The organism is Streptomyces macrosporus (assembly GCF_039533145.1).
GTDB lineage: Bacteria > Actinomycetota > Actinomycetes > Streptomycetales > Streptomycetaceae > Streptomyces > Streptomyces macrosporus.
In genome coordinates this window covers 240,189-262,651 of sequence record NZ_BAAASZ010000006.1, presented here as the reverse complement: position 1 = coordinate 262,651, position 22,463 = coordinate 240,189, and the positions used below count along the sequence as shown (strand labels likewise).

The window sequence follows — 22,463 nt, the reverse complement described above, 5'->3', positions numbered from 1 at the left end:
CCGGCGCCCCGATCCCCGGCCGACCGACCCGTACGGCGGGAACGCTCACGGCAGGTCGCGGCGGCTGCGGGCGTTGGCGGCGGCGAGGCGGGCGCTGAGCTGTTCGCGCGGGGTGAGCGGCCGGACCTCGTCCGGCCTCGCGTCCCACTCCCGCCCGCCGCCCAGCGGGCGCAGCCAGACCCGCCCGGGGTGGAGGTCCATCACCTCCCCCACCCGGCCGTCCCGCAGGTCCCGGGCCACCGAACCGACCTCGACGCGGGGGAGGGCATCCCGCTCCCGAGCCCCTTCCGTGGTCATCGCGTCGCCCACGTCCTCAGCGCGTCCAGGGCCTCCTCCGGCAGCTCGGAGAGCGGCACGGTCGGGACGAAGACCGGGGCGACCGCGGTGCGTACGGGCGTCGGCGTCCACCAGAACCCCCCGTCGTCGAGGCCGAGCAGGATCTCCGCCGTCGTGCCGGTGCCCGCGCCCCTGGTGGCGCGGGCGAAGTCCTCGCTGTCGGCGAAGACCGCCGACGGGTGCTGGGTTCGGGATTCCATCGTGCTCCGTACTCCGTGATGCCCCTCTGACGGGCGACTATCACTTTCTGTATCCAGATCGTCGCGTTCCGACGCCAGAGTCGGCAGGGTTTTCGCCGCGATCCCGCCGCGGCGGGACGGTGGGCACGGAGGGGCTCGTCGCGCGCCCGTGGCCGTGACGGCCCGGGAGGCGTGTCCGGAGCGGCTCCGGTCGGGGAGGAGACGCCGTACCCGGCGTGGGACGAGGGCGGAGGGGAGCGGGACGGGAGCGGACGGGAAGGGGCCGGTCGGGCGGCGTCTCCTCGGACCCGCCCGACCGGCCGGCCGTCACGCCGCGCCGAGCAGCTTCAGCAGCGAGTCCCGGCCGAACATCCGGGCCGTGTCGATGGCGGACGGGTTGCCGGCGGACGGGTCGGCGCCCGCCTCCAGCAGCATCCGCACCATCTCCTCCTCGTCCTTGAAGACCGCTCCCGCCAGGGGGCTCTGGCCGCGGTCGTTGATCCGGTTGGGGTCGGCGCCGCGCTCGATCAGGGCGCGCACGGTGGGGGTGCGGCCGTAGTAGGCGGCGAGCATCAGCAGTGAATCGCCCTTGTCGTTGGTCAGGTTGACCGGGACACCCGCGTCCACGTACGCGGCGAGGGTGTCCGTGTCACCGTCCCGGGCGAGGTCGAAGACCTTGGCCGCGAGCTGGAGGACCTCCGGATCGTGGGCGGGTTCCTCGCTCGCGGGGGTCGGAGCGTCGGACATCGGGTGCCTCCTCGTTTCGTCTCGCCACTGGACGCCTTCAGCGTACGTATGCCCCGGGATCGCGCCGATGCCGCCGCGCTCGTCGCCGGACGACGATCACCTCCTCCTCCGCCGGGCCCTCCGCGCGGACGGCGGGCGTCTCGCGGGGGAGTCCGCGGCGACCTTGCGTACCCTTCGTCCCATGCGACCGCCCGCCGTCCGCCGTCCCGTCCCCCTCGTGGCCGCCGCCGTCGCGGTGGTCCTGATCGGGGTCAACGCGTACCGGATGGTCCGGATCGACCGGCCGTGGACGGCCATGGTCCTCGACTGGGCGCTGATCGCCGTCTGCTGCGGGGCGTTGTACCGGCGGCGCGAGCGGCCGGTGGCGGTGGCGGTGGTCGTCCTGCTGGCGGCGGGGCTCTACTACCCGATCGGCCCGTACGACAGCCCGCTGCCGATGATCGCCTACGTCGTCGCGCTCTACACCGTCGCCGCCGAGGGCCGGCTCGCGGCGGCCGTCACGCTCGCCGTGCTCACCATGCTGGCCATCGGCTACGGCGAGTTGGTGCCCCGGCCGGGCGACGAGCGCCATGTGGACGACGCCGCGATGGTGTTGCTCACCGGCTGGCTGTTCGGCGTGATCGCCTTCGGGCACGCCCAGCGCAACCGGCAGGCGTACCTGCGGGAGGTCGAGCGGCGGGCGATCGCCGCCGAGCGCGAGAAGGAGGTGCGGGCGCGGCAGTCCGCGACGGAGGAGCGGTTGCGGATCGCCCGCGAGCTGCACGACGTGATCGGCCACAGCCTGTCGATGATCAACGTGCAGTCCGGCGCCGCGCTGCACCGGTACGCCCGACATCCGGAGGGGACCGCGGAGTTGGTGGCCGCGCTGGAGGCCGTCCGCGCCGGCAGCAAGGACGCCCTGCGCGAGCTGCGCACCACGCTGGGGGTGCTGCGGCAGGCGGACGAGGAGGCGGCGCCCACCGCGCCCGCGCCCGGCCTGGAGGAGGTGCGGGACCTGGTGGAGCGGGCGCGCGCCGGCGGGCTGGACGTGCGGCTGGTGGTCGAGGGGCGGCGGGGGCGGCTGGTGCCGCGGCGGGTCGGCCACGCGGCGTACCGGATCGTGCAGGAGTCCCTGACGAACGTGGCCCGCCACGCGGACGCGCGGCGGGCGGTCGTCACGGTCCGCCACGAGGGCGACGACATCCGGGTGCGGATCGAGGACGACGGGCGCGGCGTACCGGAGGAGGGCCCGGAGGCCGGGGCGGACACGGGCAGCGGCATCGCCGGAATGGCGGAACGGGCCCGGGCGCTGGGCGGCGAACTGACCGCGGGGAACGTGCGGGAGGACGCGGAGGGGGGAGAGGAGGGGCAGGAGGGCCGGGGTCCGGTCCGGGGCTTCCGGGTGGAGGCCCGACTGCCGCTCGGCGACGGCGAGGAGTGACGTCCGCGGGCCCGCGGAACCCGCGGAACCGGCCGGCGCCTCAGAGCCTGATGACGACCAGGGCGACGTCGTCGGGGTTGCCGTCGTTCATCCCCTGGTCCTCCAGGAGGTTGTCGGCGATCTCCTCGGGGTCCAGGTCGCTGTGGCGGGCCAGGCTCTCGGCGAGCCGCTCCAACCCGGCGTCGATCGACTCCCCGCGGCGCTCGACGAGCCCGTCGGTGTAGAGGATGAGGACCGAACCGGGGGTGTAGGCGGTGATCGCCTGCGGACGGTGGGAGGGCCTGCTCCGGGCGGCCAGGGGGACGTCGGTGGCCTGGTCCAGGTACTCGACGTGCTTGTCGGGGTGGCACAGCATCGGCGGCGGGTGGCCCGCGCTGCTGTAGGTCAGGGTGTGCGTGTGGGTGTCGATGTCGATCTTGACCGTGGTGGTGGCCAGGGCGCCGTCCAGGGAGCGGGCGTACAGGTCGAGGCCGTACAGGGCCTGGGCCGGGCCGTCGGCCACCCGCATGGAGGCGCTGAGGGCGCTGCGGAGCTGCCCCATCACGCTGGCGGCCTCCAGCCCCCGGCCGACGACGTCGCCCACGGCGACGGCGAAGCGGTCGTTGCTGAGGTTGATCAGGTCGTACCAGTCCCCGCACACGTTCAGCGACCCCGCGGCCGGCCGGTAGCGGACGGCCGCGTGGCGGTGCTTGAGCGGCATGTGGGTGGGGAGCATGGCCTTCTGGAGAGTGAGGGCCACCTGGTGCTCGCGGGCGTGGGCCTGTTGCAGCCGCTGGTTGTGCTCGTACAACTCCCGCGCGCGGGCGTAGAGTTCGGCCTCGGCGAGCTCACGGCCCGTCATCGGGTCCGAGGAACGGAGGGTGAGGCCGCCGCTTCTGACGAGGCTGTCGCGCACGTACGCCGTGGCGTCCTCGACGCGGTTGATGATCAGGGCCACCGAGCCGTCCGGGGCGAGGACCGGGGTGTTGAGGGGGCTCCAGTACCGCTCCTCGTACCGCCCCTCCTCGCCGCGCACGGGGATGTCGTACCGCTGGAGGAGTATGGTGTCCGGCTTGCCGGTGTCGAGGACGCGCTGGAAGGAGGCGCGGAGGTTCTCCAGCCCGTCGGCCTCGGGGTCGTCCGGGTTCTGGGGGAAGACCTCGAACAGGGGGCGGTTGAGCACTTCCTCCCGGGTGCGCCCGGTGATGTCCAGGTACGCCTGGTTGGCCTCCACGACGACCAACTCGGGGTTGAGCACCGACAGAGGGGTGGGAATGGCGTTGAACAGGGCCGCGTAGTCGATGTCGCGGTTGGTCTCGATCATGCTCCCTCCCCTCCTGAGATCCGGGCCGGAATCCGGCCCCCGCCCCTGCGGCATGTGCCGGATCGTACGTTTCGAACACTACCTTCTGCGGGATCGGGGCAGTGGGTCGCGCGTGATCCACATGCCACAGAACCGGCATCCTCGCACAGACGGGCCGACGCGTGTGAAGGAACGGGGAAGATCACACGCGCCGCCGGGCGGCCGTTCGGTTTCACATGGTTGGCGTGGATGTGGTCCGATCGCGCACTGTTCGGGCGATCGTACGGCGAGGCGGTGCCGGCCCGTCCCCCACACCGGCCGGCGCGGGCGGTGTGACGGGTTCCACGCCGCCCACCCGCCGGGGAGAGGGCGGAGGCGGCCCCTCCGCCGGGGCTTCCCCGCGGGGCCGTCCGGCATAGGCTCGTCCCCATGGCCGAGCACCCATCCGGAGACCACGACGGGCGGCGCGTGCGCGTCGTCCTCGCCGACGACCAGACCCTCGTACGGGCCGGCTTCCGGACGATCCTCGACGGCGAGGACGACATCGAGGTCGTCGGGGAGGCCGGGAACGGCCTGCGCGCCGTCGCGCTGGCCCGCGAGCTCCGGCCCGACGTGGTGCTGATGGACATCCGCATGCCGGAGCTGGACGGCCTGGAGGCCACCCGGCGGATCGTCTCCGAGGAGCGGCTCGACCGGGTCCGGGTGGTCATCCTGACCACCTTCGACGTGGACGACTACGTCTACGGCGCGCTGCGCTCGGGCGCTTCCGGCTTCCTCCTCAAGGACACCGAGCCGATGGAACTGCTGCACGCCGTCCGCGTGGTGGCGCGCGGCGACGCGCTGATCGCCCCGGCGGTGACCCGGCGGCTGATCGCGGAGTTCGCCGGTCGGGTCAGGCGGCCCGACCCCTCTCCCCGGCTCAACGCCCTCACCGAGCGCGAGCGGGAGGTCATGGCGCTGGTGGGCGAGGGGCTGTCCAACGACGAGATCGCGCGGCGGCTGGTGCTCAGCCCGGCCACCGCCAAGACCCACGTCAGCCGCGTCATGACCAAGCTCGGCGTGCGGGACCGGGCGCAGTTGGTGATCCTCGCCTACGAGTCGGGGATGATCACGCCCGGCTGGCTGGACTGACGCGCCCGGAGTCGGGGAAGCGCCCGCCGGTCCCCTAGGGGCCGCGCGGGCCCGTCCGCAACCCGCGTCGTACGCCCCGGCGCCCGGCCGCGACCCGGGTGGTACCGCGGTTGACCACCGTGGGCCGACGCGCGGGACCCGACCGTGGTCCGACGGTGGGGGCGTGGACGGTTCCGAAGCACTCGACCTGGCGCGGTGGCAGTTCGCCCTCACCGCCGCCGCGCACTTCCTGTTCGTCTCCCTGACGCTGGGCCTGGCGACGTTCGTCACCGCCGTCCAGACGTGGGCGGTACTGCGCCGGAGGAGCCGGCAGGGCGCCGCGTCCGCGCGCATGGTGCGCTTCTGGGGACAGCTCTACGTCGTCAACTACGCGGTCGGGATCGTCACCGGCATCGTGATGGAGTTCCAGTTCGGGCTGGCGTGGAGCGGGCTCGGGCACTACGCGGGGAACGTCTTCGGCGCCTCGCTGGCGATGGAGACGGTCGTCGCGTTCTTCGTGGAGTCCACCTTCCTGGGGCTGTGGATCTTCGGCTGGCACCGGTTCGGCCCCCGCGTCCACTGCGCCCTGCTGTGGGTCGTCACCGGCACCGCGTACCTGTCGGCGTACTGGATCCTGGTCACCAACGGCTTCCTCAACCATCCCGTCGGCCACACCGAGACCGGGCACGGCATCGAACTGACCGACGCCGGCGCCGTCCTGACCAACCCCAGCACGCTGCTCGCCTTCGGCCACGTGGCGGGCGGGGCGGTGGTGACGGCGGCGTTCTTCGTGGCCGGGATCAGCGCGTACCACCTCTTCCGGCGCCGCACCACCGGTGAGGACACCGCCCTGTTCCGGCGGTCGCTGCGGATCGCGGTCTTCACCGCGCCGCCCGCGCTGCTGTTCACGGCGGCCTTCGGCGGCGTCCAGCTCTCCACGCTCGCGACCTTCCAGCCGATGAAGGACGCCGTGTGGAAGGCGGAGACCGCCGAGATCGCGCGGCTCCAGGCCGAGCTGGTCGAGCGGTTCGGGCCCGGCGACCACGTGCCGCCCGAGGCCCTGACGCGCGGTGCCGCGCTGCTGATGCTCGCGGTCTTCGCGCTGATGCTCTACGTCTCCCTCGGCTCGGTCCTGCCGGCGCTCTCCCGCCGGGCCGTGGAGCGCTTCCGGCCGTGGCACCTGCTGCTGATGGCGATGGTGCCGCTGCCCTACGTCGCGATGACCGCCGGCTGGGTCTTCCGGGAGGTGGGACGGCAGCCGTGGGTGGTCCACGAGCTGTTGAGGACCGAGGACGCCCTCGCGGACGTCTCGACCGGCGCCATGCGCACCTCGCTCGCCGTCTTCGTCACGCTCTTCGCCCTGCTCCTGGTCGTCAACTGGTGGCTGCTGCTGCGCACCGCCCGTCGCGGCCCGGGGGACGTCGCGCTGGGGCGGGACGAGCGGGCGCCGGACGGCGAACCGTCCCCCGATCCCGTGCCCTCGTACTGACCCGCCCTCCGCACCGACCGACCCGCACTCGACCGGAGCCCGTCCATGGACATCCTCGCCGCGGCCCTGCTGGGCTTCTTCACCGTCGGCTACCTCGTGCTCGGCGGCGCCGACCTCGGCGTCGGCATGGTGCTGCCCCATCTGGGGCGCGACGGGCGCGAACGGCGGCTCGTGCTGGCCGCCATCGCGCCGTTCTTCCTGGGCAACGAGGTGTGGCTGATCGCCGCCGCCGGGGTGTTCATCGGCTGCTTCCCGGCGCTGGAGGGCGATCTGTTCAGCGGACAGCTCGTCGTCCTGGTCCCGCTGCTGACCGGCTGGATCGTGCGCGACGCGGGCCTGTGGTGGCGCGGGCGCGTGGCGCACGGCGCCTGGCAGGCCCTCTGCGACGGCATGGTCACCGTCGGAAGCTGGGTCGCCGCCCTGTCCTGGGGGTGGCTGCTGGCCGGACTGCTGACCGGCGACCCCACCGAACCGGCCGACGGTCCGGCCGCCGTGCTCACCGCCGTGGGCGTGGCCCTCCTCTTCGCCGTCCACGGACTGGCCTTCGCCGCGCTGCGGTTGACGGGCCCGCCGTACGAGCGCGCCCGGCCGCACGCGGGACCCGCCGGCCCGCGCGCCTTCGCGCTGACCTCCCTGGCGATGGCCGCGCCGCCGCTCGCCGCCGGCGCCCGGCTGCCCCTGGTCGACACCGCTGCCCAGGGGCCCGTGCTCGGGCTGCTGGTGTCGGCGCTGCTGGCCGTCACCCCGCTGCTGATCGCCGCCCAGGTGTGGCTGTGGCGGACCTTCGGGGGCCGGGTCACCGGCCCCTCCTACCTGTGAACCCGATCCGGGAGGCACCGATGACCCCTTCCGACCCCGGCGTCCCCGTGCCCCGTGGAGGCGGACCTGCCATGAAAACCGTGCTCGCCGCGCTCGGCGGTATCGTCTGCGGCTTCGTCCTCGGCGAGTTGATCACCGTGGCCGTCGGCGTCACCGCCGAGCTCGTCCTCGACGCGTCGATGCCCCTCGCGCTCAAACTCCTGCCCTTCCACCTGGCGGTGGTCGGGGCCGTCGCCGGCCCCTTCCTGCTCCGCCGCGGTCGGGGAGGTGCCCGATGACGTCGACGGAACCCACCGGGACCGGACCCACCGGGACCGCGACCGCGCCGGCCTCCCGCCGCGCGAGCGTCTTCGAGCGGACCGCGGCGTTCGCCCACCGCCGACGGTGGTGGGCACTGGCCCTGTGGGCGGCGCTGCTGGTCGGCGTGCAGGCGTTGGCCGGAGTCGTCGGGAACGACTACCACAACGACTTCTCGCTGCCCGGCACCGAGTCCCAGGAGGCCGCCGAACTCCTGCGGGAGCACGGCTCCGCGCAGGCGGGTGCCGAGGTGACGATCGTCCTCCACGACGAGGACGGGGTGCGCTCGGCCGGCCACGAGGAGCGCGTCGGCGCGATGCTGGCCGAGGTCGCCGACCTGCCGCACGTCACCGGGGCCCGGAGCCCGTACGGGGACGGGAACGACCACGCGGTCTCGGCGGACGGCACGGTCGCCTACGCCACCGTCACGCTCGACGAGTCGGCGGAGAACGTCCCCGTCGAGGCCACCCGGGAGATCGTCGACACCGCGAACGAGGCGGAGGGCGACGGGCTCCGGGTGGAGCTGGGCGGCGACGCCGTCCGGGCCGCCCAGGAGGGCGAGGGCGGCGCGGCCGAGGGCGCGGGCATCCTCGGGGCGCTGGTGATCCTGGTCCTCCTCTTCGGATCGCTGGTCGCCGCGGCCCTGCCCGTGGTCACCGCGCTGTTCGCGGTGGGCGGCGCCCTCGGACTGATCGTGCTCGCCTCCCACCTGGCCTCCGTCGCCGACTTCACCCCGCCGGTGATGATGCTGGTGGGCCTGGGCGTCGGCATCGACTACGCCCTGCTGGTCTTCTCCCGCTACCGGGGCGAACTCCTGCGCGGCGCCGACGGCGGGAGCGCCACCCGCACCGCGCTGGACGCGGCCGGCCGCACCGTCTTCTTCGCCGGCTGCACGGTGATCGTCGCCCTGCTGGGTCTGGTGGCCCTCGGGCTGGGCTCGCTCCAGGGCGTGGCGCTGGCGGTCGCCCTGACCGTGCTGGTGACGATGGTGGCCTCGCTGACGCTGCTCCCCGCGCTGCTGGGGATCTTCGGCGGCCGTCTCCGGCGCGGGGTGGAGCGGAAGCGGGCCCGCCGGGAGGCCGGGGGCCGCACCTCGGAGGAGGGCGCCGGCTGGCGCCGCTGGGCGCGGGGCGTGCAGCGGCGACCGTGGGCCGCGCTGCTGGTGTCGGTGGCCGCGCTGGGCGCCCTGTCCGCGCCCGCGCTGGACATGCGGCTGGGCTTCGCCGACGCGGGCAACGACCCCGCCTCCACCACCGGCCGCGCCGCGTACGACCTGCTGGCCGACGGCTTCGGCCCCGGCTTCAACGGTCCGCTGGTGGTGGTCGCCCACACCGGTGGGGACGGGCGGGCCGACGGCGCGGCGGACGAACTGCGCGACGTCCTCGCCGGGACCCCGGGCGTCGCGGCCGTGACGCCGCCGATCCCGACGCGGGACCCGTCCACCGCCACGGTGATCGCCTTCCCGGAGTCGGCGCCGCAGGACGAGGAGACCTCCGAGCTGGTCGCGGCGCTGCGCGGGGACGTCCTGCCGCCGCTGGAGGAGTCCACCGACGCCCGCTTCCTGGTGGGCGGGCCGACCGCCGCCACGGAGGACTTCGCGGCGACCGTCGAAGGCCGCATGCCCCTGTTCGTCGCCCTGGTGGTGGGCCTGTCGGCGCTGCTGCTGATGCTGGTCTTCCGCTCGGTGGCGATCCCGCTGAAGGCGGCCGTGCTGAACCTGCTGAGCATCGGGGCCTCGCTGGGCGCGATCACGCTGGTCTTCCAGCACGGCCTCCTCGGTCCCGAGCCGGGCCCGATCGAGGCGTTCATCCCCGTGATGATCTTCGCGATCGTCTTCGGCCTGTCGATGGACTACGAGGTCTTCCTGCTCTCCCGCATCCACGAGGAGTGGCGGAACACCGGCGATCCCGCCCTCGCCGTCCGGGAGGGCCTGGCCCACACCGGCCGGGTCATCACGGCCGCGGCGGCCATCATGATCGTGGTCTTCGCCGCGTTCGTCCTCAGCCCGGACCGGATGCTCCAGCAGTTCGGCCTGGGCCTGGCGGTGGCCATCGCCCTGGACGCCGTGGTCATCCGCTGTCTGATCGTCCCGGCGGTCATGCAGCTCCTCGGCCGTCGCGCCTGGTGGCTTCCGCGCCCGCTGCGCCGCGTCCTGCCGACGGTGGAGGTGGAGCGCCGCTGACGCCGCCGACGAGCGCCCCCGCCGCGCGGTTCACCCGTGGGCGGGGGCGCTCACCGCGGCCAGGACGTCCTGCAGGGACGTCACGACGTGCTCGGCTCCCGCGTCGCGGAGCGTCCCGGCCCGGTCGGCGTTGCACGCGTAACCGACGAACGGGACACCGGCCTCGCGCGCGGCGGCCAGGTCGCTCGGCGTGTCCCCGATCATCAGCGCGTCACGGGCCTCGGTCCCGGTGGACTCCAGCGCCCGGAGCACGCAGTGCGGATGCGGCTTGAGCAGCCGCAGGTCCGGGGTGCGGCCGTGGACGTGGCCGGCGAAGCAGGAGGAGAGCCGGCGGCCGGCGAGGTAACGCTCCACCGCGCGCGGCGAGTTGTTGGTGGCGATGGCGACCCGGCGGCCCGTGGCCACCAGCGTCCGGATCAGCGGGTCGGCGTACGGGGTGGGGCGGGCGGTGGCGGCGGCGTGGACCTCCTCCTCGGTCATCAACGCCTCCAGCCGTTCGGCCAGTTCGCCCTCGGGCCGACGCGCGGCCACGGCCCGCAGGACGACGTGGGTGTCACGGGTCCCGCGGAGGTCGGGGGTGAGCAGCTCGCCCCCGTCCTCCTCCTCGATCAGCTCCTTCAGCTTCTCGGCGATGAGGGCCGAGGGATGCCCCGCGAACAGGCGGCAGACGGGACCGTCGAAGTCGAGGAGGACGCAGCGCGCGGCCCCGACGAGGTCCGCCATGCCGGTCACAGCGGTATGTCCGTCGAGCTCGGATTCATCACCCAACTATCCCCGCGCGCGGCGGGGTTGTTCAACACCCCTGGGGAACGCGCGGTTCCGGCTCCTCCCGCGCGGTGCCGCGCGTCCGTCCGTCGAGGGCGGGGTTCGGGGGGCCGCCGGACCTCCCGCGGTCGGTGTGCCAGGCGCGCAGGGCCTCCTGGACGGTGTCCCGGGAGGCGAGGGCGGTGAGCCGGAGGGGACCCCGGGCGTTCCTCAGGGCCCGGTGGACGCGGTCGGTGGCGCGCGCGAACGCGGCGTCGTCCGCGTCCGGCGGCAGCGCCAGGGCGGCCCTGAGGGTGTCCGGGTAGACCGACTGGCCGATCTCGAAGTCGACGTAGAGGTCGAGGTCCCTCTTCATCCCCGCCAGCCGGTCGCCCTGCCCCCGGGCACGCATCTCCCGGCGCCACAGCTCGGTGAGGCGTTCGCGCTCGTCGGAGACGTATCCCATCCGCACCAGATGGGTCGCGAGATCGTGGAGCGGGTCGCCGTAGAGGGCGATCTCCCAGTCGATGACGGAGAGTTCCCCGGCGGGCGACTCGATCAGGTTGTCGCGGTGGAGGTCGGTGTGCAGCAGCCCGAACGGTCGGGGACGCAGGCCGTCCGCCTCGGCGCGGAAGCGGTCCATGGCGTGGCGCGGGATGCCGAGGTCGTCGAAGAGCCGCCCGAACTCCCGGCGGTTGGGCCGGTGTACGCGCTTCTCGACGAAGTCGACCAGACGGCGCAGGAAGTCCCCGCTCTCGCCGTCCTCGGGCCAGTCCCGGGGGCGCTCGGGCAGCGCGGACGCCGGAACAGCGCTCAGTTGGCCGAAAATCGCCGCGATGCGTTCGAGGGTCCGCTCGCCGACGGGGGTGCCGTGCGGTGCGCGCCGGGACAGGGGAGCGCCTTCCGCGTAGGTGTGCAGGGCCGTGTCGCCGACGACCCGCAGACAGCGGGGGACGTCGGGCACGTACGGGCGCACCGCGTCGAGGACCGCGTTCTCGTCCCAGAGGCGGGGGACGACCTCGACCGTTCTCAAGGGGGTGCGGAACTTGCCCGGGCGCCCCTTCTCGACCCCCACGAACAGGGCGAGCGGATGGGCCAGTTCCACCACGAGGTTCCGGTTGTGGTGGCCGTGGACGACCGTGCCGCCGCGGCGGATGTGCCGTTCGAACTCCCGGCGGATCAGCCGGGCGGGAACCCAGGAGCGAGGAGACAACGGCGGAGTCCCGAACGTTCGAGCCGGTGGGGGTGGGGCGGGGAGGCCGAGGTTAGCAGCCCTTCTCCGCCTCGGAACCGGGTTCCGTCACGTCGTGACGCGGATTTCACACGGCGGGGCGACCGGTCGGCCGTCAGCCGAGCTCCAGGGGCTGCGCGATGCTCGACCAGAGCGAGTCGAACCACTGCCGGGTCTCCGCGACGAAGGCGGTGCCGTGCTCACCGTGGAGGTCGGGCCCCTGGGCGTGGTGGAAGAGCGGGGTGCTGATGCTCACCACGTCGTGGATGTCCATCTCCTCCCCCTTGTACCGCACCGTCCGGGGCTTCACCTTGTAGTACCCGAAGAGGGCCTCGGTGCCGTTGAGCAGGTACACCTTGTGGGTGGGGGTGAGGGGCACCGTGCGGATCTCGACCGCGACCTCGGCCACGAGGTCGCGCATCCGCAGCGTCTCCAAGTGGCCCTTCAGGGCGCTGACGTAGGTGTGCATCAGCTCGTGCAGCCGCTCCAGGGGGCGCGGGTCCCTCCCCTCCGGGTCCGAGACCAGCCGGGGGAGCGCCAGGCGGGCGTCGGCGCTGGGCAGCAGGACCCGCACCGCGATCGACCGCGGGGAGAGTTCGCCCCTGCTGATGGCGATCGTCGAGGGGGCCAGGGCGGTGTTGAGGGTCTCCGTGGTCAGGGAGAAGACGTCGATCGTGACGTGTTCGGCGCGGAACGCCTCGTAGAGCCGGTCGGCGAGTTCGATGTCCGCCTTGCGCGGGGCGTCGTGGGACAGGGCGCGCTCGGCGACCGTGGGCGGGGCGCCGCGGCCGGTGCCGGTGAGCAGGCCCTCGCGCCGGAGGGTGTCCAGGGCCTGGCGGACGGCGGTGCGGTTGGTGTCGAACTCCTCCGCCAACTCGTGCTGGGTGGGCAGCTTGGCGCCCGGGCGGAGATCTCCCGAGAGGATGCGGTCGCGCAGGGCGTCGGCCACGCGGTCCCGTGCCGAAGGTCGCGTTCCGTTTGGGGCGGGGCTGTCGAGGTTCACGCTGTGACCGTACAACTTCTGGCCATTGAGCGGGAGTTGGCCTCCAGCGGTTTTGAAATTTCATTCCAACGGGAAGAACTTAACCAAGTTGGTCACCAACTTTGGAAAGTTGGAAGACCTGTCTTCCAGTTGGTTGCAAGGTCCCCGCAACTTGTGCGCCGTTCCCGAACCACGGCGCAGGGCGTGGCCCGGCCGCCACCACTCGTCCCGACGAGCTCCCCGAAGGAGGGACTGCCATGCCCTTCGCTCTCGCTCTCGCCGCCCTCGAACAGCTCGTGGAGTCCCGCTACGGGCTGATCGGCGTCTTCGGCGTGATCATGCTGACCGTCGGCTACCACGAGAGGAACGCGACCTACAGCTCCATCGGCGCCCTGGTCCTGACACTGCTGATCCTGCCGATGGCGTAGGGCGCCCGCCCTCCGCGGACGCCCCGGAAGGCGTCAGAACTCGTCCGGGCACCAGGGCCGGCGGGCCGTGCGCAGCAGGAGGTCCGCCAGGGCCGCGGCGCCCGGCCGCTCCTCGACCACCTGCCCCAGCGCCCGCAGCCGCGAGGCCGACCGGTCGCCCAGGTACAGCGAACTCAGCGCGCCCACCCCCATCGACAGGTCGGCCGAGCGCGTGGTGGGCACGCACCGGGCGCCCTCGGGAGAGGCGTCCAGCAGGAAGCGCCCGCCCGCCAGGCCCATCGGGTCGTGGAGGTCCAGCACCAGGGAGCCGGAGACCGGATAGGCGCGGGCTTCGAGCAGCGCCGGAACGTCCAGCGGGCGCAGCCACAGGAAGTCCGCGTGGGTGTCGACCCGAGCGGCGCGCGCGTCCGGCAGCAGGTCCGGAAGCAGGTCGTCGGGGGCGCGGCGGCCGGTGTGGACCGTGGTGACCCAGTCGATGGACAGCAGGTAGCGCCACAGGTCCCGCTCGGCCTCGGGCGTGGCGGCGATCAGGTCGCGGACGTGGAGGCCGACGTGCGGCATCTTGGCCTCCCAGTGGTCGTCCGCGGTGTACGTCGCCAGGCCCTGGACCTGTCCGTCGGCGTCGCGGTGGAGGACATGGAAGGCCGGCTTCCAGCCGCTGCCGGGGAAGACGAGCGCGCCGGTGTTCAACTTCCACCAGCGCTCGGTGCGGTCGATCATCCCCTGCCGGTCGGGCAGGGCGCGCACCCGCTCGTGGAGGGCGGCCCCCTCGACGCGCACCTCGGCGTCGTCGGCCAGGTCGATCCGGGCGCCCTTCTCCTCCGGACCGGACCGGCGCCGGTCCAGCCCGGCGCGGCCGACGTCCACCCGCCAGGTGGTGAACCAGGCGGCCGGGCCGTAGCCGAAGCGGCCGTAGATCGGGTACTCGGCGGAGTCCAGCGTGGAGCAGACCTCCCCGCGCTCCTTCCCCTCGGCCAGCGCGCCCGTCATCATCCGCGTCAGCAGCCCGCGGCGGCGGTGGGTGGCGGAGACGGTGACGTTGGTGACGGCGCAGGAGGCCACCGAGGCCCCGCCGGGAACGGTGAGGCGCTGCGGCAGCGTGCGGAAGGTGGCGACGCAGCGCTCGCCGTCGAACGCCCCGTGGGTGCGGTCCAGGTCCACTCCGCCCCGCCGGCCCCTGATCTCCTCCTCGGTGATCTCGTCGGAGCGCAGGAATCCGGTGGCCAGGGCACGCACCCACCGCGGGTAGTCGTCGTCGGTCAGGGCGCGGATGTCGAGGTCGTCGTGGCGCATGGAGGGCACGCTAGGCCGCGGGGCTCAGAACGTCGCCCGAATTTCCCCGACCCGCTCGCCGCCGCCCAGCAGCGGGGCGTCGGCGATCCTCGCCAGGACCGGGGAGTCGACGCCCATCCGCTCCAGGACACGGGCCAGGATCGGGCCGAGCGCCCGCTGCCCGCCGTCCTCGATCTTGAACGCCAGGGCGCGGCCGTCGGGCAGCGCCACCGCCTGGACGGCCTCGGCGCCCACCTTCGCCAGCGTGCCCGGCACCTCGCGCATCAGCCAGGTGTCGATGCGGCGGGTGCCCGCGACGTACTCGGGGTGGGCGCGCATGGCGTCCGCGACCCGGCGCTCGGGGGTGCCGGGCTCGGCCAGCACGTGGGCGCGGAAGGCGCGGGCCAGGCCGGTGAGGGAGAAGGCGAACAGCGGCGCGCCGCAGCCGTCGATGCCGGTGTGCGCGACCGGCTCGCCCGTCGCGGCCTCGACCCCCTCGCGGACCAGCGCCTGGAGGGGGTGGCCGGGGTCGAGGTAGTCGGCGCGCGACCAGCCGTTCACGGCGCAGGCGGCGAGCATCGCGGTGTGCTTGCCCGAGCAGTTCATCGCGATCCGGGAGGGCCGCGCACCCGCCGCCAGGCACCGCTCGTGCTCCTCGCGGTCCATCGGCAGGTCGGGCGGGCAGCCCAGGTCGTCCTCGATCAGGCCGTGCTCGGCGAGCATCGCCTTCACCAGTTCCAGGTGGAACGGCTCGCCGGAGTGGCTGGCCGCGGCCAGCGCCAGGCGTTCGCCCGACAGCTCCACCCCGGCGCGCAGCACGGCCGCCGCCTGCATCGGCTTGTTGCACGAGCGGGGGAAGACCGGCGCGGTCGCGTCGCCCAGCGCCCACTCCACGCCGCCGTCCCGGTCGAGGACCACCAGTGAACCGCGGTGCCGGCCCTCGGTGAAACCGGAGCGGACGACCTCGGCGAGGACCGGGGGCGTGGTGTCGGCGGACGCGCCGGAACCGGCGGCGGACACGAGGGTGGTCATGGGGCGGCCTTCCCTGGGTGTGGGGGGACGACCGCCCCCGGGGTCAGGGAAGCAGGTCGTCCACGCGTGCTTCGCCTTCACGGTACCTGCGGGCGATCTCCGCGCTGCACCCGTTCGCCGTCTCCTGGAGCGCCCGGCGGCGCCGGGAGATCTGGTGCTCGTACTGGTCCAATCGCGCCATGGCGGCGTGCAGTTCGGCGTCGGTGCGGGCGGTGAGGTCGGAGAGCTCGACCTCGGCGAGCATCTCCTCGGCCAGCCTCCGGTACTCCTCGCTGCGCGGTGTGCGAAGCGTCACATGGCGGGCGGACCGGGAAGGCACCCCGCCGGGCGCGGGGGCGTCGGCGAGGATCTCCGCGAGCCGGTCGATGAGGGGGGCGTCCGCGTCGCTGCGGCGGGCCAGTTCGGCGCGGAGGATGTCGATCCGGCCCTGGAGCAGCCGCCGTACGTAGCTGAGGTCCGCCTCCTCCTGCTGCGCCTGCCGGCGCAGTTCGCGCAGTTGGGGCAGGCGCAGGCCGGTCAGCTCCGGCGGCTCGGTGTCGTGCAGGACCGCCGGGAGCGCGCCGTACGGCTCCGGCGGCTCCGCCGGTGCGGACGGCGCGGACGGCGCGTCCTGTGTCTCGGGTGTGTCCGGCCCGGAGGGCTGTGCCGTACGGGCCGTCGGAACGGTTCCGGGCGTCCGCCCGGTTCCGGCAGTGCTCATGTTCGTGTGCCCCTCATCCCCTTACGCCGTGGCTCGCGACGGAACGCCACGGTCCGTCACGGATACGCCGCGTTGGCCACCGTGCGCACCGTGCTGCACGCATCGTGCCACCGCGGGCACCCTCCGTGCAGCGTGGGCCACCCGTCCGGCGGCTGTCGACGGGAGCACACGGGGCGCGGTGGGGCGCGGCATGATGGTCGGCATGCGAGCTGTGGTGCAGAGAGTGAACGGGGCCAGGGTCGTCGTCGAGGGGGAGACCGTCGGCGAGATCGTGGGGGAGGGCCTGTGCGTCCTGGTCGGCGTCACCCACGACGACACCCCGGAGAAGGCCGAGAGGCTCGCGCGCAAGCTGTGGAGCCTGCGCGTCCTGGAGGGCGAGAAGTCCTGCTCGGACACCGGGGCGCCGCTGCTGGTGGTCAGCCAGTTCACCCTCTACGGTGACGCCCGCAAGGGCCGCCGCCCCACCTGGAACGCCGCCGCGCCCGGTCCGGTTGCCGAGCCCCTGGTCGACGAGGTGTGCGCCCGGCTGCGGGCGCTGGGCGCGCACGTGGAGACGGGCCGGTTCGGGGCGAAGATGCAGGTCTCGCTCGTGAACGACGGCCCGTTCACGGTGCTGTTGGAGGTGTGAGGCGGGACGTGGGTCCCGGCCGCCCCCGTCGGTCGGCCGGGACCCGGTTCGGGGCCGCTGCCCGGATCACTTCACCGAGCCCGCCATGACGCCCTGCACGAAGTGCTTCTGGAAGGCGAAGAAGACCACGAGCGGGACGGTCAGAGAGAGGAACGCGCCGGGCGCCAGGATCTCGATGTTGCTCCCGAACTGCCGCATCTCCGACTGGAGGGCGACGGTCAGCGGCTGCGAGTCGCTGTCGGCGAAGATCAGCGCGACCAGCATGTCGTTCCACACCCACAGGAACTGGAAGATGGCCAGGCTCGCGACCGCGGGCCTGCCCACCGGCAGGACGAGCTGCGTGAAGATCCGCCACTCGCCGCCGCCGTCCATCCGCGCGGCCTCCAGCATCTCCCGCGGGATCTCGGCGAAGTAGTTGCGCAGCAGGAAGATCGCGAACGGCAGACCGTAGGCGATGTGGAACAGCACCACGCCGGGGATCGTGCCGAACAGCCCCACCGCGCCGAACATCCTCGCCACCGGCAGCAGGCCGATCTGGACCGGCACCACCAGCAGGCCGACCACCACCAGGAAGAGCGCGTCGCGGCCGGGGAACTCCAGCCAGGCGAACGCGTAGCCGGCCAGGGCGGCGACGACCACGACCGCGACGGTGGTGGGCACCGAGATCAGCACGGTGTTCCACAGGGCCTGGGTGATGCCGGAGTTCTCCAGCAGGGCCGTGTAGTTGTCGATCGACAGCCGGCTCGGCTCGGTCAGGGCCGTCCACCAGCCGCTGTCGGCGTTGTCCTCCTCGGTGCGGAGCGAGGACAGGAACAGGCCCAGGGCGGGGGTGATCCAGATCAGGGCGATCACGGCGAGGAACGCCTGGACCGCGCCCCTGCCCAGCCACCGGGTGAGCCGGGCGCCGACCGGCCGGCCCGGCCGGGCCGGCCGGTCGGCGGAGGAGCCGGGGGAGGTGGGCCCGGCGCCCGCGTCCGCCGCCGCGGGCGCCGGAGTTCGTGTGACCGTCCCCTTCTCGACGGTGTCGTGTGTGGTCATGACCGGCTCCTGCGGAAGCGTCGGATGTTGAAGATCATGGCCGGGACCACCAGGAGCAGCAGCAGGACGCCGAGGGCGCTGCCCAGGCCCTGGTCGTTGCCGCCGCCGAAGGAGACCAGCCACATCTGCATGGCCAGCACGTTGGCGTCCTGGAGCACCGGACCGGGGGCGATGATGTAGACGAGGTCGAAGACCTTCATCACGTTGATCACCAGGGTCACGAAGACCACGGTCAGCACGGGCGCGAGCAGCGGCACGGTGATCCTGCGGAAGATCTGCCACTCGTTCGCGCCGTCCATCCGCGCGGCCTCCAGCACGTCCCGGGGCATCGCGGAGAGCCCGGCGCCGATGAGCACCATCGAGAAGCCCGTCCAGATCCACAGGTAGGCGCCGATGATGGCCGGGGTGACCAGGGCCGGGCCCAGCCAGGAGACGCCGCCGTAGGGCTCGGCGAAGTTGGACGCCGGCAGCCGCACGGCGTACGAGCCGCCCTCCAGGCCGGTGAGGCGGAACGAGCCGTCGGCGGCGGTGGTGGTCTCGCCGACCACCTTCCCGTCGCGCACCGCCTGGACCTTCATGCCGGGCAGTCCGCGTTCGCCGGAGTCGATCCGGCCCGGTTCGCCGCCTCCGCCGGGGGTGAAGTCGAGGTGGACGGTGCCGGCGAGGACACCGTCACCGGCCTTCGGGGCGCGGGCGGCGGGCCGCGCGTCGGCGGGCACCTCCTTGGGCGGTACGCCGACGATGCCCAGGGAGACGGTGTCGCCGGGGGACAGGTCCGCGGCGGTGCCGTACGAGCCGTCCTTCCCCTCGGCGACCGGGGTGTCCCCGGCGTCCTCGCGGGCGCGGGCGCCGGGATAGGCGGGACGGTCGGCGAAGACGTCGTGGACGCCGACGGCGACGGCGTTGAGGACGCCGCGCTCGGGGTCCTGCTCGTAGGTGATCCGGAAGATGATGCCGGCGGCGAGGAAGGAGATCGCCATCGGCATGAACATCAGCAGCTTGAACGCGGTGGCCCAGCGCACCTTCTCGGTGAGCACGGCCAGGATCAGTCCGAGCCCGGTCAGCAGGGCGGGCGCGACCACGACCCAGACCGCGGTGTTGCGGATCGCCTTGAGGGTCGTGGGGTCGCGGAACATCTCGACGTAGTTCTCGGCGCCGACGAACCGGGTGCCGGAGGCGTCGAAGAGGCTGCGGCCGACCGAGAACAGGATCGGGTAGACGACCAGCGCGCCGAGCAGCAGCAGGGCGGGCAGCAGGAAGAGGGCCGCGACGAGCCGGCGGCGCCGCTGCGCGCGCCGACGCGGGGTGTCGGCACGGGTGGGGGCGCCGGACGGGGGCGGCGCCGGCGGGGTGCCGCCCGCTTGCGCGGGCGGCACGGCGGGAGCTGTGGCGGACATGGCCTCCTCCGCCTCAGCTCTTCTTCCAGGCCTTGGCCGCGGCGGCCTCCAGCTTCTCGGCGGTGGCCTCCGGGTCGGAGGGGTCGCGCAGGAAGTCCTGGAGGATCTTCCATTCGCCGGCGCCCTGGGTGCCGCCGAAGGCGGCGGGGGCCTGGTCGGACATGTCGAACCGCACGCCGTCACCGGCCTCCACCAGGGACTTGGCGGTCTCGCGGGTGGTCTCGTCCTGGTAGGCGTCCAGGCTCAGGGACTCGTTGGGGGAGAGGAAGCCGCCCGCCTGGGCCCACACCTCCGCGGCCTCGGGCGTGGCCAGGAACTCCACGAACTCCATGCCGGCGTCGGCGTTCTCGCCGTCCTTCAGCACCACGGCGGCGTCACCGCCGCCGACCACCGGCGGCTCGCCGCCGTCCACGGCCGGGAACGGGAAGAACTTGGCGTCCTCGCCGACCTTCTTGCCGAACTGACCGGAGATCAGGCCCGCGACGAAGTCGCCCTCGTAGACCATGCCGGCCTTCGGGTCGTCGCCGAAGACCTTCTCGACGGACTCGGGGAAGTCGGTGCGCAGCGCCCCGGAGCCGCCGCCCTCCACCAGCTCCTTGTCGCCGAAGAGTTCGCCGAGGGTGGTGAGGGCCTTGACGACGGACGGGTCGGTCCAGGGGATCTCGTGGGCGGCGAGCTTGTCGTACATCTCCGGGCCGGCCTGGGAGAGGTAGACGTTCTCGAACCAGTCGGTGAGCGGCCAGCCGGCCTCGCCCGCGACGGAGAACGCGGCCAGGCCGGAGTCGGAGAGGGTGCGGCCCGCCTTCAGCATCCCGTCGTAGTCCTTCGGCGGGGTGACGCCCGCCTGCTCGAACGCCTCCGGGCTGTACCAGACGGTCGACTTGTGGGACGCCTTGAAGTACAGGCCGTAGAAGGTGTCGTCGACCGTGCCGTACTCCTTCCACACCGGGGCGAAGTGCTCCCGGGCCAGGTCGTCGACCTCCTTCGACAGCGGCTTGAGCCAGCCCTTCTCGGCGAACTGCTCCAGGACGCCGACCTGGGGGACGAACACCACGTCGGGGGCGTTGCCGCCCTGGATCTTGCTGCCGACGACGGTGGAGACGTTGTCGCCGGTGGAGACGAACCGCATCTCGGCGCCGGTCTTCTCCGCGAAGGCGTCCATGACCTTCTTGAAGTTCTTCTGCTCGACTCCGGTCCACACGCCGGCGACCGTGACCGTCTCGCCCTTCAGCTCCTGGCTTCCGGAGGCGGCCGGGACGTCGCCGCCGCAGGCCGTGGCGGTCAGGGCGAGGAGGAGCGCGCCGGCCACGCCGGCGGTGGCGGTGTGTCGTCTGGTCCTTCTGGTCATGGGTGTCCCTTCGGTTGGGCCGGCCGGGCGGCCGGAGGGCGGGAGGTGGAGAGGACCGGGGGGTCAGCGGGGGCCGGGCACGGTGTCGGTGACCCACCAGGCGGCGGTGGAGCCGGGGAGCACACCGTCCGGGCACTCGCCGCTGGACAGCAGGGGGGTGCCGGGCACCGGGGCGGGGGCGGGGGCGGTGCCGAAGTTGACCGCGCAGACCAGGCCGTCGCCGCGTTCGAAGGCCAGGACCCCGGGCTCGGCGTCCAGCCAGCGCAGCGTCCCCTCGCCGAGCTGGGGCAGCGCGCGGCGGAGCTGGAGCCCGTCGCGGTAGAGGTGCCAGGACGAGCGGGTGTCGGCCAGGGCCCGGTCCGTGGCGTGTTCGGCGAACCAGTCGGGCTGGGGCAGCCACGGACGGGCCTCCTCCGCGCCCGAGGTGAAGCCGAAGGGCGACGCCTGGCCGGACCACGGCAGCGGGACGCGGCAGCCGTCGCGGATGCGGCGGCGGCTGCCGGTGCGGCGGAAGATGGGGTCGGTGAGCACCTCGTCGGGCAGGTCCACCACCTCGGGCAGGCCCAGCTCCTCGCCCTGGTAGACGTAGGCGGCGCCGGGCAGGGCGAGCATCAGCAGGGCGGCGGCGCGGGCGCGGGCGGCACCGAGGCCGGGGTTGGCGTCGCCGCTGCCCTCTCCCGCGTACCGGGTGACGGTCCTGACCTGGTCGTGGTTGTTGAGGACCCAGGTGACGGTGGAGCCGGTGCCCGCGATGTCGGTCAGGGCCTCGTCGATCACCTTGCGGAAGGCGTCCACGTCCCAGGGGGCGCTGAGCAGGTGGAAGAAGAACGCCTGGTGCAGCTCGTCGGGGCGGACGTACTTGGCGTGCTCGCGGGCGGTGGGCACGGAGACCTCGCCGACCAGCAGCCGGTCCTGGCCGTCGCGGTCGGCGTACTCGTCGCACAGCGCGCGCCAGCGGCGCCACACCTCGTGCACCTCGGGCTGGTTCCAGGCCAGCGGGTTGACCGAGTCGCGGGAGCGCTCGTCGGCCCCGGGGTCGGGGGAGTCGGGCAGGTCGGGGTGTTTGAACAGGCCGGCGGCGACGTCGACGCGGAAGCCGTCCACGCCCCGGTCGAGCCAGAACCGCAGCACCCGGTCGAAGTGTTCGGCGACGGCGGGGTTCCGCCAGTTGAGGTCGGGCTGCTCGGGCGTGAACAGGTGCAGGTACCACTGGCCGGGGGTGCCGTCGGGCTCGGTGACGCGGGACCAGGCGGGGCCGCCGAACATCGCGCGCCAGTTGTTGGGCGGCAGCTCCCCGTTCGGGCCGCGGCCGTCGGCGAAGTGGAAGCGGGCGCGGTGCTCCCCGCCGGGCCCCTCCGCCAGCGCGGCGCGGAACCAGGGGTGTTCGCTGGAGCAGTGGTTGGGGACGATGTCGAGGACGACCTTCAGGCCCAGCCGGTGGGCGGCGGCCACGAGCCGGTCGAACTCCGCCAGGTCGCCGTAGACCGGGTCCACGTCGCAGTAGTCGGCGACGTCGTAGCCGTGGTCGTGCTGCGGGGAGGGGTAGAAGGGGCTGAGCCAGATGCCGTCCACGCCCAGCTTCCGCAGGTACGGCAGCCCGGCGCGGACTCCGGCCAGATCGCCGATGCCGTCCCCGGTGCTGTCGAGGAAGCTGCGGACGTAGACCTGGTAGACGACCGCGTCCCGCCACCAGTCCCGTGCCGTGCCGAACGCCGCGCCGGCCCGGGTGGGGCGGGGTGAGACGCCGTGGTGGGTCGTGGCTGTGAGCATCCCTCGGTTCCCGTCTTCCTGCTCTCGGGACT

22 protein-coding genes are annotated in these 22,463 nt (G+C 73.5%); 8 read left to right on the top strand and 14 right to left on the bottom strand.

Features of this window, described 5'->3' with window-relative positions; all coding sequences use genetic code 11:
- Positions 1-45: 45 nt before the first annotated feature.
- From ABD335_RS04175 to ABD335_RS04165, 3 genes are all read right to left on the bottom strand, one after another.
- Positions 46-297 carry a hypothetical protein gene (locus tag ABD335_RS04175; protein ID WP_344320668.1) on the bottom strand — a complete coding sequence of 84 codons (252 nt, stop codon included), beginning with the start codon at positions 295-297 and terminating at the stop codon, positions 46-48.
- A complete protein-coding gene (locus ABD335_RS04170; RefSeq protein WP_344320667.1) occupies positions 294-536 on the bottom strand; it encodes a hypothetical protein in 243 nt (80 codons plus the stop codon). Before ABD335_RS04170 ends, ABD335_RS04175 begins: the two co-directional genes overlap by 4 nt.
- A gap of 306 nt (positions 537-842) precedes the next feature.
- Positions 843-1,262: an ankyrin repeat domain-containing protein gene (locus ABD335_RS04165; protein WP_344320666.1), complete on the bottom strand. Its 420-nt coding sequence runs from the start codon at positions 1,260-1,262 to the stop codon at positions 843-845.
- A 181-nt stretch (positions 1,263-1,443) separates the two neighbouring features.
- On the opposite strand from ABD335_RS04165, the gene ABD335_RS04160 reads away from it, so the two are divergent.
- Positions 1,444-2,682: a sensor histidine kinase gene (locus tag ABD335_RS04160; protein ID WP_344320665.1), complete on the top strand. Its 1,239-nt coding sequence runs from the start codon at positions 1,444-1,446 to the stop codon at positions 2,680-2,682.
- 40 nt (positions 2,683-2,722) lie between these two features.
- Here the strand turns inward: ABD335_RS04160 and ABD335_RS04155 are convergent, their stop codons facing one another.
- The gene (locus ABD335_RS04155) at positions 2,723-3,985 is read right to left on the bottom strand and encodes a PP2C family protein-serine/threonine phosphatase (protein WP_344320664.1); all 1,263 of its coding nucleotides are present in this window, start codon (positions 3,983-3,985) and stop codon (positions 2,723-2,725) included.
- Between the two features lie 408 nt (positions 3,986-4,393).
- Here ABD335_RS04155 and ABD335_RS04150 point away from each other — a divergent pair, with 408 nt between their 5' ends.
- The 5 genes from ABD335_RS04150 to ABD335_RS04130 all read left to right on the top strand — a co-directional run bounded on the left by ABD335_RS04150 (position 4,394) and on the right by ABD335_RS04130 (position 9,861).
- Positions 4,394-5,095, top strand: coding sequence for a response regulator (locus ABD335_RS04150; protein WP_344320663.1), 702 nt, complete (start codon positions 4,394-4,396; stop codon positions 5,093-5,095).
- Between the two features lie 163 nt (positions 5,096-5,258).
- Positions 5,259-6,563 (top strand): cytochrome ubiquinol oxidase subunit I, encoded by a 1,305-nt coding sequence (locus tag ABD335_RS04145; RefSeq protein ID WP_344320662.1) that lies wholly within the window; start codon positions 5,259-5,261, stop codon positions 6,561-6,563.
- 45 nt (positions 6,564-6,608) lie between these two features.
- Positions 6,609-7,382, top strand: a complete 774-nt coding sequence (locus tag ABD335_RS04140; protein ID WP_344320661.1) for a cytochrome d ubiquinol oxidase subunit II — start codon at positions 6,609-6,611, stop codon at positions 7,380-7,382.
- 71 nt (positions 7,383-7,453) lie between these two features.
- On the top strand, positions 7,454-7,660 hold the full coding sequence (locus ABD335_RS04135) for a DUF5957 family protein (RefSeq protein ID WP_344320660.1): 207 nt from the start codon (positions 7,454-7,456) through the stop codon (positions 7,658-7,660).
- Positions 7,657-9,861, top strand: a complete 2,205-nt coding sequence (locus tag ABD335_RS04130; protein WP_344320658.1) for an MMPL family transporter — start codon at positions 7,657-7,659, stop codon at positions 9,859-9,861. Before ABD335_RS04135 ends, ABD335_RS04130 begins: the two co-directional genes overlap by 4 nt.
- A 30-nt stretch (positions 9,862-9,891) precedes the next feature.
- Here the strand turns inward: ABD335_RS04130 and ABD335_RS04125 are convergent, their stop codons facing one another.
- The 3 genes from ABD335_RS04125 to ABD335_RS04115 all read right to left on the bottom strand — a co-directional run bounded on the left by ABD335_RS04125 (position 9,892) and on the right by ABD335_RS04115 (position 12,839).
- Positions 9,892-10,584, bottom strand: coding sequence for an HAD family hydrolase (locus ABD335_RS04125; protein ID WP_344320657.1), 693 nt, complete (start codon positions 10,582-10,584; stop codon positions 9,892-9,894).
- 70 nt (positions 10,585-10,654) lie between these two features.
- The gene (locus tag ABD335_RS04120; RefSeq protein WP_344320656.1) at positions 10,655-11,818 is read right to left on the bottom strand and encodes a phosphotransferase family protein; all 1,164 of its coding nucleotides are present in this window, start codon (positions 11,816-11,818) and stop codon (positions 10,655-10,657) included.
- Positions 11,819-11,951: 133 nt separating this feature from the next.
- On the bottom strand, positions 11,952-12,839 hold the full coding sequence (locus ABD335_RS04115) for a winged helix-turn-helix domain-containing protein (protein WP_344320655.1): 888 nt from the start codon (positions 12,837-12,839) through the stop codon (positions 11,952-11,954).
- A gap of 236 nt (positions 12,840-13,075) precedes the next feature.
- Here ABD335_RS04115 and ABD335_RS04110 point away from each other — a divergent pair, with 236 nt between their 5' ends.
- The gene (locus ABD335_RS04110) at positions 13,076-13,246 is read left to right on the top strand and encodes a hypothetical protein (RefSeq protein WP_344320654.1); all 171 of its coding nucleotides are present in this window, start codon (positions 13,076-13,078) and stop codon (positions 13,244-13,246) included.
- A gap of 33 nt (positions 13,247-13,279) precedes the next feature.
- On the opposite strand, the gene ABD335_RS04105 is transcribed toward ABD335_RS04110, so the two are convergent.
- The 3 genes from ABD335_RS04105 to ABD335_RS04095 are packed head-to-tail and all read right to left on the bottom strand — an operon-like array spanning position 13,280 to position 16,250.
- Entirely contained in the window at positions 13,280-14,539 is a 1,260-nt protein-coding gene (locus tag ABD335_RS04105) for a GNAT family N-acetyltransferase (RefSeq protein WP_344320653.1), read from the bottom strand.
- A 24-nt stretch (positions 14,540-14,563) separates the two neighbouring features.
- Positions 14,564-15,550 (bottom strand): asparaginase, encoded by a 987-nt coding sequence (locus tag ABD335_RS04100; protein WP_344320652.1) that lies wholly within the window; start codon positions 15,548-15,550, stop codon positions 14,564-14,566.
- A 43-nt stretch (positions 15,551-15,593) separates the two neighbouring features.
- The gene (locus ABD335_RS04095) at positions 15,594-16,250 is read right to left on the bottom strand and encodes an RsiG family protein (RefSeq protein WP_344320651.1); all 657 of its coding nucleotides are present in this window, start codon (positions 16,248-16,250) and stop codon (positions 15,594-15,596) included.
- Positions 16,251-16,452: 202 nt separating this feature from the next.
- Here ABD335_RS04095 and dtd point away from each other — a divergent pair, with 202 nt between their 5' ends.
- Positions 16,453-16,878: a D-aminoacyl-tRNA deacylase gene (gene dtd, locus ABD335_RS04090; protein WP_344320650.1), complete on the top strand. Its 426-nt coding sequence runs from the start codon at positions 16,453-16,455 to the stop codon at positions 16,876-16,878.
- A 66-nt stretch (positions 16,879-16,944) separates the two neighbouring features.
- On the opposite strand, the gene ABD335_RS04085 is transcribed toward dtd, so the two are convergent.
- The 4 genes from ABD335_RS04085 to ABD335_RS04070 all read right to left on the bottom strand — a co-directional run bounded on the left by ABD335_RS04085 (position 16,945) and on the right by ABD335_RS04070 (position 22,431).
- Positions 16,945-17,916, bottom strand: coding sequence for a carbohydrate ABC transporter permease (locus tag ABD335_RS04085; RefSeq protein ID WP_344320649.1), 972 nt, complete (start codon positions 17,914-17,916; stop codon positions 16,945-16,947).
- Positions 17,913-19,313 (bottom strand): ABC transporter permease, encoded by a 1,401-nt coding sequence (locus ABD335_RS04080; protein WP_344320648.1) that lies wholly within the window; start codon positions 19,311-19,313, stop codon positions 17,913-17,915. Before ABD335_RS04080 ends, ABD335_RS04085 begins: the two co-directional genes overlap by 4 nt.
- Before the next feature lie 13 nt (positions 19,314-19,326).
- Positions 19,327-20,661, bottom strand: a complete 1,335-nt coding sequence (locus ABD335_RS04075) for an ABC transporter substrate-binding protein (protein WP_344320647.1) — start codon at positions 20,659-20,661, stop codon at positions 19,327-19,329.
- Positions 20,662-20,724: 63 nt separating this feature from the next.
- Complete coding sequence (locus ABD335_RS04070) at positions 20,725-22,431, bottom strand: glycoside hydrolase family 13 protein (protein WP_344320646.1); 1,707 nt, start codon at positions 22,429-22,431, stop codon at positions 20,725-20,727.
- Between the last annotated feature and the right edge of the window lie 32 nt (positions 22,432-22,463).

Bases quoted from the DNA above. Each gene is read 5' to 3' on its own strand.
- ABD335_RS04165 (WP_344320666.1), bottom strand. From the start codon at position 1,262: ATGTCCGACGCTCCGACCCCCGCGAGCGAGGAACCCGCCCACGATCCG.
- ABD335_RS04075 (WP_344320647.1), bottom strand. From the start codon at position 20,661: ATGACCAGAAGGACCAGACGACACACCGCCACCGCCGGCGTGGCCGGC.
- ABD335_RS04150 (WP_344320663.1), top strand. From the start codon at position 4,394: ATGGCCGAGCACCCATCCGGAGACCACGACGGGCGGCGCGTGCGCGTC.
- ABD335_RS04085 (WP_344320649.1), bottom strand. From the start codon at position 17,916: ATGACCACACACGACACCGTCGAGAAGGGGACGGTCACACGAACTCCG.
- dtd (WP_344320650.1), top strand. From the start codon at position 16,453: ATGCGAGCTGTGGTGCAGAGAGTGAACGGGGCCAGGGTCGTCGTCGAG.
- ABD335_RS04080 (WP_344320648.1), bottom strand. From the start codon at position 19,313: ATGTCCGCCACAGCTCCCGCCGTGCCGCCCGCGCAAGCGGGCGGCACC.
- ABD335_RS04095 (WP_344320651.1), bottom strand. From the start codon at position 16,250: ATGAGCACTGCCGGAACCGGGCGGACGCCCGGAACCGTTCCGACGGCC.
- ABD335_RS04105 (WP_344320653.1), bottom strand. From the start codon at position 14,539: ATGCGCCACGACGACCTCGACATCCGCGCCCTGACCGACGACGACTAC.
- ABD335_RS04155 (WP_344320664.1), bottom strand. From the start codon at position 3,985: ATGATCGAGACCAACCGCGACATCGACTACGCGGCCCTGTTCAACGCC.
- ABD335_RS04125 (WP_344320657.1), bottom strand. From the start codon at position 10,584: ATGGCGGACCTCGTCGGGGCCGCGCGCTGCGTCCTCCTCGACTTCGAC.
- ABD335_RS04110 (WP_344320654.1), top strand. From the start codon at position 13,076: ATGCCCTTCGCTCTCGCTCTCGCCGCCCTCGAACAGCTCGTGGAGTCC.
- ABD335_RS04140 (WP_344320661.1), top strand. From the start codon at position 6,609: ATGGACATCCTCGCCGCGGCCCTGCTGGGCTTCTTCACCGTCGGCTAC.
- ABD335_RS04100 (WP_344320652.1), bottom strand. From the start codon at position 15,550: ATGACCACCCTCGTGTCCGCCGCCGGTTCCGGCGCGTCCGCCGACACC.
- ABD335_RS04160 (WP_344320665.1), top strand. From the start codon at position 1,444: ATGCGACCGCCCGCCGTCCGCCGTCCCGTCCCCCTCGTGGCCGCCGCC.
- ABD335_RS04070 (WP_344320646.1), bottom strand. From the start codon at position 22,431: ATGCTCACAGCCACGACCCACCACGGCGTCTCACCCCGCCCCACCCGG.
- ABD335_RS04130 (WP_344320658.1), top strand. From the start codon at position 7,657: ATGACGTCGACGGAACCCACCGGGACCGGACCCACCGGGACCGCGACC.
- ABD335_RS04170 (WP_344320667.1), bottom strand. From the start codon at position 536: ATGGAATCCCGAACCCAGCACCCGTCGGCGGTCTTCGCCGACAGCGAG.
- ABD335_RS04135 (WP_344320660.1), top strand. From the start codon at position 7,454: ATGAAAACCGTGCTCGCCGCGCTCGGCGGTATCGTCTGCGGCTTCGTC.
- ABD335_RS04175 (WP_344320668.1), bottom strand. From the start codon at position 297: ATGACCACGGAAGGGGCTCGGGAGCGGGATGCCCTCCCCCGCGTCGAG.